The sequence below is a fragment of the Sphingomonas sp. DG1-23 genome (assembly GCF_030730875.1).
Lineage (GTDB): Bacteria > Pseudomonadota > Alphaproteobacteria > Sphingomonadales > Sphingomonadaceae > Sphingomonas.
Genome location: NZ_JAVAMA010000004.1, coordinates 104,699 through 119,550, shown reverse-complemented (window position 1 = coordinate 119,550; position 14,852 = coordinate 104,699). Strand labels below are relative to the sequence as shown.

Annotated in this window: 18 protein-coding genes; 16 read left to right on the top strand and 2 right to left on the bottom strand. The window is 66.5% G+C overall.

Annotated features, from left to right (window positions below; all coding sequences use genetic code 11):
- The first annotated feature begins 103 nt into the window (after positions 1–103).
- A complete protein-coding gene (locus Q9Q95_RS08175) occupies positions 104–589 on the top strand; it encodes a GAF domain-containing protein (RefSeq protein ID WP_306095823.1) in 486 nt (161 codons plus the stop codon).
- Between the two features lie 117 nt (positions 590–706).
- A complete protein-coding gene (locus Q9Q95_RS08170) occupies positions 707–1,594 on the top strand; it encodes an RcnB family protein (protein WP_306095822.1) in 888 nt (295 codons plus the stop codon).
- Positions 1,595–1,726: 132 nt separating this feature from the next.
- Here the strand turns inward: Q9Q95_RS08170 and Q9Q95_RS08165 are convergent, their stop codons facing one another.
- Both Q9Q95_RS08165 and Q9Q95_RS08160 read right to left on the bottom strand, forming a co-directional pair.
- Entirely contained in the window at positions 1,727–3,016 is a 1,290-nt protein-coding gene (locus tag Q9Q95_RS08165; RefSeq protein ID WP_306095820.1) for a M28 family metallopeptidase, read from the bottom strand.
- A 176-nt stretch (positions 3,017–3,192) separates the two neighbouring features.
- On the bottom strand, positions 3,193–3,648 hold the full coding sequence (locus Q9Q95_RS08160; RefSeq protein ID WP_306095818.1) for a universal stress protein: 456 nt from the start codon (positions 3,646–3,648) through the stop codon (positions 3,193–3,195).
- Between the two features lie 146 nt (positions 3,649–3,794).
- On the opposite strand from Q9Q95_RS08160, the gene Q9Q95_RS08155 reads away from it, so the two are divergent.
- The 14 genes from Q9Q95_RS08155 (at position 3,795) to Q9Q95_RS08090 (ending at position 14,837) form a co-directional block, all read left to right on the top strand.
- The gene (locus tag Q9Q95_RS08155) at positions 3,795–5,084 is read left to right on the top strand and encodes a pyruvate dehydrogenase complex dihydrolipoamide acetyltransferase (RefSeq protein WP_306095816.1); all 1,290 of its coding nucleotides are present in this window, start codon (positions 3,795–3,797) and stop codon (positions 5,082–5,084) included.
- Between the two features lie 10 nt (positions 5,085–5,094).
- Positions 5,095–5,322 carry a hypothetical protein gene (locus Q9Q95_RS08150; protein WP_306095814.1) on the top strand — a complete coding sequence of 76 codons (228 nt, stop codon included), beginning with the start codon at positions 5,095–5,097 and terminating at the stop codon, positions 5,320–5,322.
- A complete protein-coding gene (locus Q9Q95_RS08145) occupies positions 5,315–5,713 on the top strand; it encodes an acyl-CoA thioesterase (RefSeq protein WP_306095813.1) in 399 nt (132 codons plus the stop codon). The genes Q9Q95_RS08150 and Q9Q95_RS08145 overlap by 8 nt, the downstream gene beginning before the upstream one ends.
- A gap of 39 nt (positions 5,714–5,752) precedes the next feature.
- On the top strand, positions 5,753–7,153 hold the full coding sequence (lpdA, locus tag Q9Q95_RS08140; RefSeq protein WP_306095811.1) for a dihydrolipoyl dehydrogenase: 1,401 nt from the start codon (positions 5,753–5,755) through the stop codon (positions 7,151–7,153).
- 258 nt (positions 7,154–7,411) lie between these two features.
- On the top strand, positions 7,412–8,089 hold the full coding sequence (locus tag Q9Q95_RS08135) for an alpha/beta hydrolase (RefSeq protein WP_306095810.1): 678 nt from the start codon (positions 7,412–7,414) through the stop codon (positions 8,087–8,089).
- A gap of 255 nt (positions 8,090–8,344) precedes the next feature.
- Complete coding sequence (locus Q9Q95_RS08130) at positions 8,345–8,731, top strand: MerC domain-containing protein (RefSeq protein WP_306095808.1); 387 nt, start codon at positions 8,345–8,347, stop codon at positions 8,729–8,731.
- Between the two features lie 56 nt (positions 8,732–8,787).
- A complete protein-coding gene (locus Q9Q95_RS08125) occupies positions 8,788–9,246 on the top strand; it encodes a Fur family transcriptional regulator (protein WP_306095807.1) in 459 nt (152 codons plus the stop codon).
- A gap of 76 nt (positions 9,247–9,322) precedes the next feature.
- Positions 9,323–11,245, top strand: a complete 1,923-nt coding sequence (gene dxs / locus Q9Q95_RS08120) for a 1-deoxy-D-xylulose-5-phosphate synthase (RefSeq protein ID WP_306095805.1) — start codon at positions 9,323–9,325, stop codon at positions 11,243–11,245.
- A gap of 29 nt (positions 11,246–11,274) precedes the next feature.
- On the top strand, positions 11,275–11,658 hold the full coding sequence (locus Q9Q95_RS08115) for a hypothetical protein (protein WP_371876714.1): 384 nt from the start codon (positions 11,275–11,277) through the stop codon (positions 11,656–11,658).
- Positions 11,655–11,858 carry a hypothetical protein gene (locus Q9Q95_RS08110; RefSeq protein WP_306095802.1) on the top strand — a complete coding sequence of 68 codons (204 nt, stop codon included), beginning with the start codon at positions 11,655–11,657 and terminating at the stop codon, positions 11,856–11,858. The genes Q9Q95_RS08115 and Q9Q95_RS08110 overlap by 4 nt, the downstream gene beginning before the upstream one ends.
- 438 nt (positions 11,859–12,296) lie before the next feature.
- Complete coding sequence (locus Q9Q95_RS08105; RefSeq protein ID WP_306095800.1) at positions 12,297–12,635, top strand: hypothetical protein; 339 nt, start codon at positions 12,297–12,299, stop codon at positions 12,633–12,635.
- 32 nt (positions 12,636–12,667) lie between these two features.
- Positions 12,668–13,693, top strand: coding sequence for a COX15/CtaA family protein (locus Q9Q95_RS08100; protein WP_306095799.1), 1,026 nt, complete (start codon positions 12,668–12,670; stop codon positions 13,691–13,693).
- A complete protein-coding gene (gene cutA / locus Q9Q95_RS08095) occupies positions 13,690–14,004 on the top strand; it encodes a divalent-cation tolerance protein CutA (protein ID WP_306095798.1) in 315 nt (104 codons plus the stop codon). Before Q9Q95_RS08100 ends, cutA begins: the two co-directional genes overlap by 4 nt.
- Entirely contained in the window at positions 14,004–14,837 is an 834-nt protein-coding gene (locus Q9Q95_RS08090; protein WP_306095796.1) for a hypothetical protein, read from the top strand. The genes cutA and Q9Q95_RS08090 overlap by 1 nt, the downstream gene beginning before the upstream one ends.
- Positions 14,838–14,852: the final 15 nt, after the last annotated feature.

Here is a 14,852-nt window from a genome sequence, read left to right as displayed (position 1 = left end):
TCGTTCTTCCGTCGCCGCGCGGTGGACCCCGGCGCAACGCCGGGGTGACGGTGATGCGCTGAACCCTCTCCCGCTCCCGCTTCCCGTCGACTACATACCCGCCATGTTCACCTTCGACATCGCCGCCGGCTCCAAATCCGAACTCTATCGCGACCTCGCCGCCGCGCTCGATGCCCTCACTGCCGACGAGCCCGACGCCATCGCCAACATGGCCAATGTCTCGGCGCTGATCGGTCAGTATCTTCCCGACCTCAACTGGTCCGGCTTCTATCGCAATGTGGGCGACGAGCTCGTCCTCGGCCCGTTCCAGGGCAAGGCCGCGTGCATCCGCATCCCGTTCGGCAAGGGCGTGTGCGGCGCCGCCGCGGCGACTCGCGAAACCCAGTTGGTCGCGGACGTCCACGCCTTTCCCGGCCATATCGCCTGCGATGCCGCCAGCCGCTCCGAACTGGTGGTGCCGATCGTCCATCAGGGCGAACTGCTCGGCGTGCTCGATCTCGACAGCCCGCTCCCGGGCCGTTTCGACGCCGGCGACGCTGCAGGCTGCGAGGCTCTGATGCGGATTCTCGCCCCCAGAATCTCGGGATGACACGCTGCCCCGCATTGGGACAGGTTTGAACCGCGACTGCGATTTCGTGCACGGCGCGTAACGGTTATTTCTTCGGCAAGCGGGCGTGGGGGCGCTTGCACGAGGGAGTAAGGTAGAGTGCGCAGCTATTGGTTGGCAGCGGCGGTGATCGCCGGAGTGGCAGGCGCCACGCCCGCGACGGCGCAACGCGTGTGGCAGGACGGCCGCTGGGTCGTGATGCCGCGGCATTCGGCACCGAGCGTGATGCGCACCAATCCGCACCGCTGGGCGATGCGCGATGGCCGCTGGGAAGCCGGCTTCCGCGCGCCGGGCGGCTGGAACAGCTATCGCCGGCTGCACCGCGGGCACACTTTGCCGGGCTATTGGCGCGGCGACGATTTTCGCGTCCACGATTATCTCAGCTTCGGCCTCTCGGCCCCACCCCCGGGCTATGCGTGGATGCGCTATTATGACGACGCCGTGCTCGTCGATCACGACGGCCGCGTCTGGGATTCGCTCGACGGCGTGGCCTGGGGCGGCGCAGCCGCCGTGGCGAGCGCGAGCGCGGGCATCGCCTATGCCGACACGCGCGCCGGCGCGCCCTATCCGGCGCCGCGGATCGAGCCGGTCGACCCCGACGACTATTACGACCGCGACGATGACGACGATGGCGATTATCGCTACCAGGGCCCGCCGCCGTCCTACGAGCCCGGCCCGTATCGCGGATCGCGTCGCGACGATTACGCGCCGCCGCCGGCCCCGCTGATCGCCCCTCCGCCGCCTGTCGCCTACGCGCCCCCGCCCTGCCCGCAGGCCTGTCCGGGTGCCTATCCCGCCGGCATGGCGTGGCAGAACGGCGCGTGGGTCGGCAGCTACGGCGCCGCTTATGGCGCCACGACCACCGTCGTGGTGATCCCGGCCGCGACGACCACCACGACCACGGTCACCGAATATGTTGAGCGCAGCTATGTGCGCCGGCCGACCAAGCGGCTGTTGCGCAAGCGCGTCAGCTGCGGCTGCCGCTGAGCGAATCCTTCATATACGTCACCCCCGCGAAAGCGGGCGCCCATCTCCTGACCGAATGGCAAAAGCACCGGCGCGATTCTGGCGATTGCCGGAGATGGGTCCCCGCTTCCGCGGGGATGACGTGATTTTGGATTACCGCCGCTCGCGCCCGCCAAAGGTGACGAGGCTCTCGGATCCGTCCGCCGCCAGCGCCGAGACGCCGACGAACGTATCGTCGACGATCACGCCCTTGAGTGCGGTCTCGCTGCCCTGAACGTCGACATGCTTCTGCCAGTCCGCAGCATCGGCACGGCGCCAATGGACGCGGTAGCCGGCCGCACCCGGAACCGGCTCCCATTTGACCGAGGTGTCGGTCGCCAGCGCGCCGCCGATCGTCACGCTCGCCGGTGCCGCCGGCGCCTTGGCCAGCCGGCGCAGCGTCGCGACGTTGATCGCCGTCACCTTGGCCAGATAGGGAAAGTCCATCCGATCGACCGTGTCGCCAAAGATCTTGCCGTTCTCGCTGCGCAGGTCCTGATGCTGCGCGTCGTAATTCTCGACTCCGACACTGAAGCGCACCGCCGGATAGCCGAGCTTGAGGAACGGCGAATGATCGCCGCCGCGCCCGAACCGATCGAAGCGCCGCACGATGAACGCGTCGATCCCGCCGCGAATCTTTCCCGCCACCCCGTCGACTGCCTTGGCCAGCGCGCGCGAGGGACCGTCATCCTCGCCGCCATCGGCACGCCGCAGGCGCTGCGCCTCGATCGGCTCGACGTCGCGAATCCCTTCGGAGAACACGCGGACGCGATCGGCGACGCGTCGCCCGTCCTGCCCGATCGTATTGCCGACGATATCGTTGTTGAGCACCGCGCTCACCGTCCAGCCGCGCTCCTTCGCGGTCTCGGCGAGCAAGGTCCCGCCGAACAGCCCCTGCTCCTCGCCGGAAAGCGCGGCATAGACGATCGTCGCGTCGAACTTCTCCTTCGACAGGATCCGCGCCGCCTCGAGCACCAGAGCGACCCCCGAAGCATCGTCGTTCGCGCCGGGCGCGTCGGAAGTCGCGTCCATCACATTGGTCACCCGGCTGTCGATATGCCCCATCACGATGACGACGCGCTTCGGATCGCGGCCGGGCTGGAAGCCGAGCACATCGACCACCTCGACGCCCTTGGGCGCGCGATCGTTGGTGAAGGTTCGCGCGACGTTCGCCACGTCGATGCAGCCGCCGCAACCTTCGCCGATTCGCCCCAGCTCGCTCGCGAACCAGCGCCGCGCCGCGCCGATGCCGCGGGTGGGATGGTCGGGATCGGACAGCGTATGCCGGGTGCCGAAGCTGACCAGCTTCTCGACATCGGCCTTGAGCCGGGCGGGGCTGGGCTTGTCCTGCGCCGCGGCGGGGGTGGCGAGGAGAGCGAGCGGAGCGAGGGAGAGGATGCGCATGCTCGACAAGTGACGCGGTCGGCGTGACCGGTCAATCTGCTCGTCCCTTTATCGTCACCCCGGACTTGTCCGGGGTCCATCCATCCGCAGCCGCCGGACAGAAGGCTCGAGACTTTCGGGTGCCGCACCGTGGACCCCGGAACAAGTCCGGGGTGACGGTCACTATGATTTTGCCCTCAACTCAACCGATCGATCGCCGCCACGTCGAGCGACCCCGGGATGATCATCACCGGCACGCTCAGCGTCCCGGCATCGGCGCCGGTGAAGTGCGAGACCAGGGTCCCCGGCGGCCCGCTCGCCGCGGCGCCCAGCACCAATGCCGCGATGTCGCCATTTGCCGCGATCATCTCACGGACCACCTTGGCGCCGTCGCCTTCGCGTACGGTGATCGACGGCTTGAGCCCCGATTCGGTGAACAGGGTCCCCGCCGCGCGCGTCACCAGCGCCTCGGCGCGCTGGCGGCTCTCTTCCTCGATCGTCGCCATCACCCCGCCCCACTGGACGAACTCCTGCGTCGGGGTGAGCGCGAGGATCTCGACGCTGCCGCCGGTCTTCACCGCACGCCGCGCGGCGAAGCGCAACGCGATCTCCGATTCCGGGGTTTCGTCGATCACGACCAGATAGGTGCGCATGGATGCATTCCCTGTTCCACGCGTTGACTGCCCGCTCCTTACCCGCCGCGCAAGTCCATGGTCTCGGCCCTCAGGCTCTTGACCGACGCCGTAGCGGCGGCAAAGGGGGGACGAGCCTACCCCAGGGACCAACGACGGGAACCTCCATGTCGATCGAAATCAAGATGCCTGCGCTTTCCCCCACCATGGAAGAGGGCACCCTCGCCAAATGGCTGGTCAAGGAGGGCGATACGGTGAAGTCCGGCGACCTCCTCGCCGAGATTGAGACCGACAAGGCGACGATGGAGTTCGAGGCCGTCGACGAAGGCGTGATCGGCAAGATCACCGTCCCCGAGGGCACCGACAATGTGAAGGTCGGCACCGTGATCGCCGTGATGGCCGGCGAAGACGGGGATGTCTCGGCTACGCCCGCGCCGACTCCGGCCCCGGCCCCGGCCGCCAGTGCCGAAGCCGCTCCGGCACCTGCGCCCGCCGCCAGCCCGGCACCTACCCCTGCACCGGCCAAAGCCGCTGCCGATGGCAGCCGCGTCAAGGCGAGCCCGCTCGCCAAGCGCCTCGCCGCCGAAAAGGGTCTCGATCTCGCGTCGGTGACCGGCTCAGGCCCGAACGGCCGCATCGTCAAGGCCGATCTCGAAGGCGCGAAGCCAGGTGCCGCCCCGGCCGTGCAGGCAACCGCCGCTTCCGCGCCGTCCGCGGCTCCCGCCGCCGTACCCGCCGAGCACAAGCCGGTGTGGTACGACGAGTCGATCCCGCACGAGGAAGAGAAGCTCTCCAACATCCGCAAGACGATCGCGCGCCGCCTCACCGAGTCGAAGCAGACGATCCCGCATATCTACCTGACCGTCGATATCCGCCTCGATGCGCTGCTCAAGCTGCGCGGCGAGCTCAACAAGGCGCTCGAGCCGCGCGGGGTGAAGCTGTCGGTCAACGATCTGCTGATCAAGGCATTGGGCGTCGCATTGATCCAGACGCCCAAGTGCAACGTCACCTACACCGGCGACAAATTGATCAAGTATAGCCGCGCCGACGTGTCGGTCGCGGTGTCGACGCCCACCGGGCTGATCACCCCGATCATCCGCGACGCCGCAGGGGTCAGCGTCTCCTCGATCTCGACCCAGATGAAGGACCTCGCCGGCCGCGCCAAGGAAGGCAAGCTCAAGCCCGAGGAATATCAGGGCGGCACCGCCAGCATCTCGAACATGGGCATGTTCGGCATCACGCAGTTCGATGCGGTGATCAATCCGCCGCAGGGCATGATCATGGCGATCGGCGCCGGCGAGAAGCGCCCGTACGTGATCGACGATTCGCTCCAGATCGCCACGGTCATGAGCGCGACCGGCAGCTTCGATCACCGTGCGATCGACGGCGCCGACGGCGCCGAGCTGATGAAGACCTTCAAGGCGCTGGTCGAAGCGCCGATGGGCATGATCGCCTGAGGCGGCGGCGGTGCGCGTCCTCATCGAGGTGGTCCATATCGCCATCGGTCTGCTCGCCGCGGCGCTGATCGCGACTGCGGCGGCCTGGTCCTATCCGCGCGCAACCCAGGATATCTGGCTGGTCACCTTCGTCGCGATGGCTTTGGTGGTGCTGATGGGGATCGGCCCGATCCGCCGCGCGCTGACGATCGACCGCGCCAGGCTCGGCCGCAAACCGAAGGACATTGCCAATGGCTGACAGCCCACCCGATCGCCAGCCCGCGATCCGGGTCACCACCATGCCCGCCGACGCCAATCCCTATGGCGACATTTTCGGCGGCTGGCTGATGAGCCAGATGGACATGGCCGCGGGGCTCGTCGCCTCGCGCCATTCGCACGGCCGCGCGGTGACGATCGCAGTCGAGGGAATGAAGTTCCACGCCCCGGTCGCGGTCGGCGACGAAGTCTCGGTCTATGCCGATCTGGTCAAGGTCGGCCGCACCTCGATGACGATCGACGTCCAGGCTTGGCGCCGCGCGCGACATGCCGAGCAAAGCTGCCTCGTGACGCAGGCCCAGTTCGTCTTCGTCGCGATCGACGAGCACCGCCAGCCCCGCCCGGTCGAGGCGGCGGTCGCAACGACGTCCTGAACACCCTATCTCGCCAACGAACCAACAAGGCGCATCCAAATGGCTGAATCCTACGATCTCATCGTCCTCGGCTCGGGGCCCGGCGGCTATGTCGCGGCGATCCGCGGCGCGCAGCTCGGCCTCAAGGTCGCGATCGTCGAGCGCGAATTGCTCGGTGGAATCTGCCTCAACTGGGGCTGCATCCCGACCAAGGCTTTGCTCCGCTCGGCCGAGATCTACCATTACATGCAGCACGCCAAGGATTACGGCCTCGTGGCGCAGGGAATCAGCGCGGACATCGAAGCCGTGGTCAAGCGCTCGCGTGGCGTGGCGAAGCAGCTCAATCAGGGCGTCACGCACCTGATGAAGAAGAACAAGATCGCCGTGCATTTCGGCGAGGGCAAGCTGACCGGCAAGGGCAAGCTCAGCGTCACCGACAAGGACGGCAAGAAGACCGATCTCGAGGCGAAGAACATCATCCTCGCCACCGGCGCGCGCGCCCGCGACCTTCCCAACCTCCCCGCCGACGGCAAGCGCGTCTGGACCTATCGCCATGCGATGACTCCGCCCGAGATGCCGAAAAAGCTCCTCGTCATCGGCTCGGGCGCGATCGGCATCGAATTCGCCAGCTTCTACAACGACATGGGCGCCGAAGTGACGGTGGTCGAGATGCTCGACCGCATCGTCCCCGTCGAGGATGCCGACGTCTCCATTTTCCTGGAGAAGGCGCTCAAGAAGCAGGGCATGACGATCTTGACCGGCGCCAAGATCGACAAGATCGCCGCCGACGCCAACGGCGTGAAGGCGACGATCACCGCCAGGGACGGCAAGTCCACGCAAAGCGACTTCACCCACGTCATCGTCGCGATCGGCATCGTTCCGAACACCGAGAATATCGGCCTCAAGGAGCTGGGCGTCGCGGTCGACGATCGCGGCTTCCTCAAGACCGATCCGGCCTGCAAGACCAATGTCGACGGCCTTTACGCGATCGGCGACATCACCGCGCCGCCCTGGCTCGCGCACAAGGCCAGCCATGAGGGCGTGATCGCCGCCGAGGCGATCGCCGGCAACCATCCGCACGCGATGGACCCGCGCAACATTCCGGGCTGCACCTATTGCCACCCGCAGATCGCCAGCGTCGGCCTGACCGAGGCCAGGGCGAAGGAAGCCGGCTACGAAGTCAAGGTCGGCAATTTCCCCTTCATCGGCAACGGCAAGGCGATCGCGCTCGGCGAGGCCGAGGGCTTCGTGAAGACCGTGTTCGACGCGAAGACCGGCGAGCTGCTCGGTGCGCACATGATCGGCGCCGAGGTCACCGAGCTGATCCAGGGCTATACGATCGGCAAGACGCTCGAGACCACCGAGGCCGAGCTGATGGAGACGGTCTTCCCGCATCCGACGCTGAGCGAGATGATGCACGAGAGCGTGCTCGGCGCCTACGGACGCGCGCTGCACATCTGAGTCGTTCGATCCTCCCTCGCGAAGCGGGGGAGGTGTCACGCGCAGCGTGACGGAGGGGGCTTCTCCACGGGCGCGTCGCCTGGGGAGAGGCCCCCTCCGTCGCCTTCGGCGCCACCTCCTCCGCTGCGCGAGGGAGGATTTTTTCTCGGCCGATCAGATCGTCGCACGCGCACGACAATCCGGCGCACTGCTTATTGCCCACTAAATCGATAGGATATATATCCGTGTTCCGGCCTCCCTTCGGGTGGAGTGGAACCAATGTCCATATTTTCGCCTATCGACGACCATTCGCCGATCATTCTCACTGTCCCCGGACTCGGCGGCTCGGGCCCGTCGCACTGGCAGACCCTATGGGAGCAATCGCGCCCCGACACGCATCGCGTCGAACTCGGCATGTGGGATTCGCCGCATCGCAATACCTGGGTCACCAAGCTCGATCAGGCGATTCGCAATGCCCAGGCGCCGGTAGTCCTCGCCGCGCACAGCCTCGGCTGCCTCGCCGTCGCATGGTGGGCCGAGCTTTCCGGGCAGCCGTTCGGCTGGCCGGTAGCGGGCGCATTGCTCGTCGCCCCCGCCGATGTCGATCGCGAGGACGTGCGGCCCGAACTCGCCGCCTTCCAGCCCACGCCCTCGAAACCGCTGCCCTTCCCGTCGATCGTGGTGGCGAGCAGCGACGATCCATGGATCGCACCCGAAAAGGCGCGGGCGCTGGCCGGCGGCTGGGGCAGCTTCTTCATCGACGCCGGGCCGCAGGGCCATCTCAACGCCGCGAGCGGCATCGGCTGGTGGGAAGAGGGCCAGGCGCTGCTCGACCGCGTGCTCGATGCCGCGGCGGATCGCACCGGCAAGGTACGCTCGGCCAACGACGCGCGCTCCTTGCTCGCCGTGAGCGCAACCGAAGCCGCGCAGGCGCATTATTATGGTCAGCACGCATGACGCCGACTCGCCTCGACGCAGCAGACATCCGCACCGGCGCAGCCGGGGTGGAAAACGACCCGCGGCCTACCTATTTAGGGTAGTAGCGGGCGTGGCCGGGTGACGTCCCCTAGAGCGTCACTCGGCCTATGTCCCGCCACCATTCCAGACATCCGCCGGACCGCGCCCACCCCCGCTCGCTCGCTTCGTCGCAGCGCGCGGCATTTCGACGATGATATATTGTACCTTCACTGATTCCTGCCTATATCAGCGCCCATGCCGGTGAGTCTCCCGTTATCCCGCTATTGGGGCGGTATCGACACGAGCTTCGATCGTATCGCGATCGGGCTCAGCGGCCTGTGCCTCGTGCACTGCGTCGCGACCACGGTGCTGCTGACGATTCTCTCCTCGGCCGGTGCATTGCTGCATCCCGCGATCCACGAAATCGGCCTGACCCTCGCGATCGGCTTCGGCATCATCGCGCTCGGCAAGGGTGTCCTTTCGCATGGGTACATGGCGCCGGCTTTGGTCGGCGCGTTCGGAATCGGCATCATGGCGGGCGCGCTGTCGCTCCCGCATGGCGGGTTCGAGATCTTCTGGACGCTGATCGGCGTGAGCCTCGTCGCGCTCGGCCACGACCTCAACCGCCGCGCCACCTATTGAGGCGCTTCCCCACTGAAGCGCTTGTAGCGGCGCCCGGGCGCGCCTAAATCTATGCGATGCCCGCGCACGATCATCATGAGCATCACGGCCACGACCTGACCCAGGCCGCGCAGGCGACGCTCGAGAAATCGGGCGAGCAATGGACCGCGATGCGCGAGCGCGTGTTCGAGGCGCTGGCCGGATTCGACAAGCCCGCCTCGGCCTATGACATCGCCGAAGCGGTCTCCAAGGCGGAAGGCCGCCGAGTCGCCGCCAACAGCGTCTATCGCATCCTCGATCTGTTCGTCGGCTCGAACCTCGCCCGGCGAGTCGAGAGCGCCAACGCCTATGTCGCCAATGCGCACCCCGATTGCCTGCACGATTGCATCTTCCTCGTCTGCGACAGCTGCGGCCAGACCACCCATCTCGATGACGATTCGATCACCAAGAACGTACGGTCGGCGGCGAAGACGGCCGGGTTCTCGCCGGTGCGTCCGGTGATCGAAGTCCGGGGCAAGTGCGCCGACTGCGAATAGGCCTGCACGGAAACTGCACGTCTTTTCAACGATTCGAGCGTTCGACTTGCGGCGGAGGCTGGGGTAAGGCGATGCGATGGCCGACCTTCCAAGCACGCCCCTGCTCGACACCGTCGACACGCCCGCTGACCTCCGCAAGCTCAAGCCGGCCGATCTTCGCCAGCTCGCCGACGAGCTGCGCGCTGAGACAATCTCGGCGGTAGGGACGACCGGCGGGCATCTCGGCTCGGGGCTCGGCGTGGTCGAGCTGACCGTCGCAATCCATTATGTGTTCGATACGCCGCGCGACCGGCTGATCTGGGACGTCGGGCATCAATGCTATCCGCACAAGATACTCACCGGCCGCCGCGACCGGATCCGTACCCTGCGTCAGGGCGGCGGGCTGTCGGGTTTCACCAAGCGCAGCGAGAGCGAGTATGACCCTTTCGGCGCGGCGCATTCGTCGACCTCGATCTCCGCGGCATTGGGCTTCGCCGTCGCCAACCAGCTGACCGGCCAGCCGGGAAAGGGCATCGCGGTGATCGGCGATGGCGCGATGAGCGCGGGCATGGCCTATGAGGCGATGAACAATGCCGAGGCGGCAGGCAACCGGCTCGTCGTCATCCTCAACGACAACGACATGTCGATCGCGCCGCCGGTCGGCGGGCTCTCCGCCTATCTCGCGCGGACCGTGTCTTCGTCCAACTATCTGGGCCTCAGGAACTTCGCCAAGCGCGCGATCCGCCGCATTTCGAAGCGCGCCCACAACGCTGCCGAAAAGGCCGAGGAATTCGCCCGCGGCATGGCGACCGGCGGCACCCTCTTCGAGGAGCTCGGTTTCTATTATGTCGGCCCGATCGACGGCCATAATCTCGACCATCTGATCCCGGTGCTCGAGAATGTCCGCGACAGCGAGCACGGCCCGATCCTCGTCCATGTCGTCACCAAGAAAGGCAAGGGCTATGCCCATGCCGAGGCGGCGGCAGACAAATATCACGGCGTCCAGAAGTTCGACGTGATCACCGGAACCCAGGACAAGGCGCCGCCCGGGCCGCCTTCCTACCAGAACGTCTTCGGCGAGACCCTCGCCAAGCTCGCCGGGACCGACCCGCGCATCGTCGCGATCACCGCGGCGATGCCCTCGGGCACCGGGGTCGACAAGTTCGCCCAGGCGCATCCCGACCGCGCCTTCGACGTCGGCATCGCCGAACAGCACGCCGTCACCTTCGCCGCCGGCCTCGCCGCGCAGGGCATGCGCCCGTTTTGCGCGATCTATTCGACCTTCCTCCAGCGCGCCTACGATCAGGTCGTCCACGACGTCGCGATCCAGAATCTGCCGGTGCGCTTCGCGATCGACCGCGCCGGCCTCGTCGGTGCCGATGGCGCGACGCACGCCGGCAGCTTCGACGTCACCTATCTCGCGACCCTGCCCAATTTCGTGGTGATGGCCCCTGCGGACGAAGCCGAGCTGGTCCACATGACCTACACCGCGGCCGAGCATGATTCGGGCCCGATCGCGGTGCGTTATCCGCGCGGCAACGGTGTCGGCATCGCATTGCCCGAAGTCCCGCAGCGGCTCGCGATCGGCAAGGGCCGGGTCGTCCGCGAAGGCAAAACCGTGGCGATCCTGTCGCTCGGCACCCGCCTCGCCGAAGCGCTCAAGGCGGCCGATGCGCTCGAGGCGCGCGGTCTTTCGACCACCGTCGCCGATCTGCGTTTCGCCAAGCCGCTCGACGAGGAATTGATCCGCAAATTGCTCGCGGCCCATGAAGTCGCCGTGACGGTCGAGGAAGGCGCGGTCGGCGGACTCGGCGCGCATGTGCTCACTCTTGCGAGCGACCAGGGGCTGATCGATGCCGGGCTCAAGCTGCGGACGATGCGCCTGCCCGACATCTTCCAGGATCAGGACAAGCCCGAAAAGCAATATGACGAGGCCGGCCTCAACGCCGCGAACATCGTCGATACGGTGCTCAAGGCGCTGCGCTACAACGAAGCCGCAGTGACCGACGCCCGGGCCTGAGCGCGTTGAAAACGGCCCATGTGCATGTTATGTACATGCACATGGCTACACAGCTTTCCGATCCCCGTTCGAGCCGGGTCGTGGTCCTCGTCTCGCCGTCGGAAAAACGGCGGATCGCGGCCAATGCCGAGGCTGCCGACATGAGCGTGAGCGATTTCATGCGCACCGCCGCGGAGCGCTACTCCGAACCCACTCCCGCCGAGCAGGCGCTGATGCGCGACCTTCTGGCGCAACTCGAAATCGCCAATGCGCGGACCGAGCAGGCCATGGCCGAACTCGACGCCGCCCGCTCTGCCGCCGCGGCGTTCGACGAGGAGGCCTATCGCGCCCAAGTTCGCGAGGAGTTGCTGGCACGAACCGACCTGGACTGGGACGCGCTCGCCGCCATGTTCGCCGGCGGCACCCGCCAATGAGCTTCTGGACCGACGCGCTGCGCGCGCTCCAGCAAGTCACCCTGCTCCAGCACAAGGTCGAACAGGCACTGACCACCGCCGAAGAGGCCCGGCGCCATTCGATCGAGACCCGCGAGCGGGTGATCCGCCTCGAAACGCTGATCGACATCGCGATGAAGCCCCGCCCCGCGCCCCCGCCGCTCCAGCTTCCGGAGAGCTGAGCCGCACACGGCGCTTTGGATTCGCATCTCTTTCGGAAATGAGCCGCGGCCGCGGCGGATGGGGTGGGAAGCCGAATGATGGAGCACGTCGAAACATTTTCGGGAATCAGGGCGAAAATCCATCAAGGGATGGGCGATCTGGCCGACTATATCTGGAAAGTCCCTCGCTTTCTCTAAGCCGAAGAGCAACTCGAAAAGGAAAAGCTTTGGCAATATTATCCAAAGCAATCTGATCCCGAAAAGGAAAAGGAGGCTCAGGGGTACCGCCTCCTCCGAGCGGCTCACGAATTCCCTAAAATTGATGTCAAATTTCCCTGTTATCTGGGGACAAGCAGCCTTTTCCTCGCGACCTCGGTCTATGAGAGTTTCCTCTATGACATTTGCCAGAAAGTCGAGAAGCGCACGGGCGAGCAAGGATATGCGGGCGGCATAACCCGCATGGTTCAATTTCTGAAGTCGCAAGGAATGAACCCCACTGCGAACCCCTTTTATGAGCAGGCTGACGCAGCTGTGACCTTGCGCAATTGTCTGTTCCACGCAGACGGCAGGCTCGTTTTTTCCCGAGATGCTTCGAAAATTCGACACATCGTGGCGAAAAGGATCTTCATCGATAAAGAGCGTCGGAAGAAAACTTATGATGGCGATCACGAAGAGGTCCGGATCGACCCCGATTCCAATCGAGTCAGGGTGAACAACTACTTCGCCTTTCGGGCTTGCGGATATTATAAACGTTTTTTGCTCGGCTTGACCGTGGATTGGGAAAGCGCCACCGACTAGCTTTGCAGCGACGGTCATCTTAAAGCGGTCCCGTGCTCCAATCCCCCCTCTCCGCCGCCCGTCCCCGCGCGCTTGCCAACTGGCTGTTCTTCGTCGCCGCCCTGATCGTGCTGATGGTAGTGATCGGCGGCATTACCCGGCTCACCGAATCCGGGCTGTCGATCACCCAGTGGAAGCCGATCTCGGGGATCGTCCCGCCGCTCAATGACGCGCAGTGGCAGGCCGAGTTCGAAAACTACAAGCGCATCCCCGAATATCAGCAGCTCAATCAGGGCATGACCCTCGCCGGGTTCAAGGCGATCTTCTTCTGGGAATATCTCCACCGCCTGCTCGGCCGGCTGATCGGGGTGGCTTTCGCACTGCCGCTGCTCTGGTTCGCGCTGCGCCGGCAGATTCCGCGCGGCTTCGGCTGGCGCCTCGTCGCCTTGCTCGCATTGGGCGGCCTGCAGGGTGCGATCGGCTGGTGGATGGTCAAGTCGGGCCTCACCGTCCGCACCGATGTCAGCCATGTCCGCCTCGCCGTGCATCTGCTCGTCGCCTTGTTCACGCTGGCGGGGATCGTCTGGACCGCGCTCGACCTGCGCGCGCTGCTCCGCAATCCCCATGCCCGCCCCGCCCGTCTGACCCTGATCGGCGCGCTCGCGGGCACGATCCTGTTCGTCCAGTTGCTGTTCGGCGCCCTGGTCGCCGGACTCAACGCGGGGCTGGTCACCGATCAATGGCCGCTGATGAACGGCCGCTTCTATCCCGGCGCCACCGTCGCGGGCCGTCCGTTCCTCGACGCCTTGTTCAACGATCCTGCAATCGTCCATTTCGTCCATCGCTGGTGGGCATGGGTCGCGGTCGCCGCTTTGGTCGTGCTCGCGCGTGCCACCCGTGGAGTCGACCGGCGCGCGTCGATCGCGATCCACAGCGCGTTCGGGCTGCAGATCCTGCTCGGCATCGCCACGGTGATGTCGGGCATGAACATCACCCTCGCCGCGCTCCACCAGTTCACCGGCGCGCTGCTCGTCGCCGCCACCGCCTGGGGCGCGCATGCGATCGGCCAGCGCCGGTGAGCGACGTGGCTTTGCTCTACGTCACCTTTCCCGGCGTGGCCGAAGCGCGGCAGGTGGCGGAAACCGTCCTCGCCGAGCGTCTCGCCGCCTGCGTCAACATCCTCGCGCCCTGCACCTCGATCTATCGCTGGCAGGGCGCGATCGAGCATAGCGACGAAGTTCCGGCGCTGTTCAAGACCAGTCTCCAGCTCACCGGGCGGCTGCGCAGCCGGATCGAGGCACTGCACCCCTATGACCTGCCGGCGATCGAGAGCTGGCCCGCCGCCGCCGCGACGAGCCTGAGCGACTGGATCGCGGCGGAAACCGGCTGATGCTGCTGGCGGCCATCGCTTTGCAGGCGAGCGTCGCCGCACCGATCTTCGCGCCGCCGATCGACGCGCCGCTGCGCATCGTCACCGAACGCACCGAGATCGCATCCGACCAACGGCATTATCGCCTCGAGCGTCTGGTCCGCTTCAGCAAGGAGGGCTTAGGCTACCGCGCAGAGGCGCTGATACTCGGCAGCGCCAGCGAAGCGCCGCAAGTGCTCGGCAATCTCGTCGAGCGCGGCCTTTCCGCCCTCGCCGGCCGCACGATCGTGCTGCATCTCGATTCGAACGGCCGGGTAGTCGCGATCGACGCGATCGCGGATTTATGGGAACGGGTCTGTCAGCGCGTTTCCGATGCGGCGGCCACCCGGCAGAGCCTCGCGCCGGGCGAAGCCCGGACGCTGGCCGAGCGAATCGCCGCGCCGCTGCGCGCGCTGCCGCCCGAACGGCAGCGCGCGCTCCTCGCCACCCTCGTCGCGGCGGCGATCCTCCCCGAACCGCTCGATCCCCCGGGTACCGTCGCCCCGGTCGAGCTCCCCGGTGCCTCGCCCTTCGGGACGCCGGTCACGCTCCGCGGTACCCGTAGCACCGCCGCCGACAATGGTCTGATCCGGACCACGACGCTTGCTTCTGCGGCGATGGACCTTCCGGCCCGGAGCGACGCACCCGCGGCTTCGGGCTCGGTCGCGCTCGAACGAATCCGCACTTCCAATCCGCGAACCGGACTGATCGCCTCCGGGCTCGACACCACGCGCAACCGCGTGGGCGGGCGCGAGACCTTGCTCGTCACCCGCCTTCGCGTCGAGCGCGCGAACCCTGCCGATTGGCCCGATTGACTCACTGGTATCATG

Bases quoted from the DNA above. Each gene is read 5' to 3' on its own strand.
- Q9Q95_RS08175 (WP_306095823.1), top strand. From the start codon at position 104: ATGTTCACCTTCGACATCGCCGCCGGCTCCAAATCCGAACTCTATCGC.
- Q9Q95_RS08165 (WP_306095820.1), bottom strand. From the start codon at position 3,016: ATGCGCATCCTCTCCCTCGCTCCGCTCGCTCTCCTCGCCACCCCCGCC.
- Q9Q95_RS08160 (WP_306095818.1), bottom strand. From the start codon at position 3,648: ATGCGCACCTATCTGGTCGTGATCGACGAAACCCCGGAATCGGAGATC.
- Q9Q95_RS08155 (WP_306095816.1), top strand. From the start codon at position 3,795: ATGTCGATCGAAATCAAGATGCCTGCGCTTTCCCCCACCATGGAAGAG.
- Q9Q95_RS08145 (WP_306095813.1), top strand. From the start codon at position 5,315: ATGGCTGACAGCCCACCCGATCGCCAGCCCGCGATCCGGGTCACCACC.
- lpdA (WP_306095811.1), top strand. From the start codon at position 5,753: ATGGCTGAATCCTACGATCTCATCGTCCTCGGCTCGGGGCCCGGCGGC.
- Q9Q95_RS08135 (WP_306095810.1), top strand. From the start codon at position 7,412: ATGTCCATATTTTCGCCTATCGACGACCATTCGCCGATCATTCTCACT.
- Q9Q95_RS08130 (WP_306095808.1), top strand. From the start codon at position 8,345: ATGCCGGTGAGTCTCCCGTTATCCCGCTATTGGGGCGGTATCGACACG.
- Q9Q95_RS08125 (WP_306095807.1), top strand. From the start codon at position 8,788: ATGCCCGCGCACGATCATCATGAGCATCACGGCCACGACCTGACCCAG.
- dxs (WP_306095805.1), top strand. From the start codon at position 9,323: ATGGCCGACCTTCCAAGCACGCCCCTGCTCGACACCGTCGACACGCCC.
- Q9Q95_RS08115 (WP_371876714.1), top strand. From the start codon at position 11,275: ATGTACATGCACATGGCTACACAGCTTTCCGATCCCCGTTCGAGCCGG.
- Q9Q95_RS08110 (WP_306095802.1), top strand. From the start codon at position 11,655: ATGAGCTTCTGGACCGACGCGCTGCGCGCGCTCCAGCAAGTCACCCTG.
- Q9Q95_RS08105 (WP_306095800.1), top strand. From the start codon at position 12,297: ATGGTTCAATTTCTGAAGTCGCAAGGAATGAACCCCACTGCGAACCCC.
- Q9Q95_RS08090 (WP_306095796.1), top strand. From the start codon at position 14,004: ATGCTGCTGGCGGCCATCGCTTTGCAGGCGAGCGTCGCCGCACCGATC.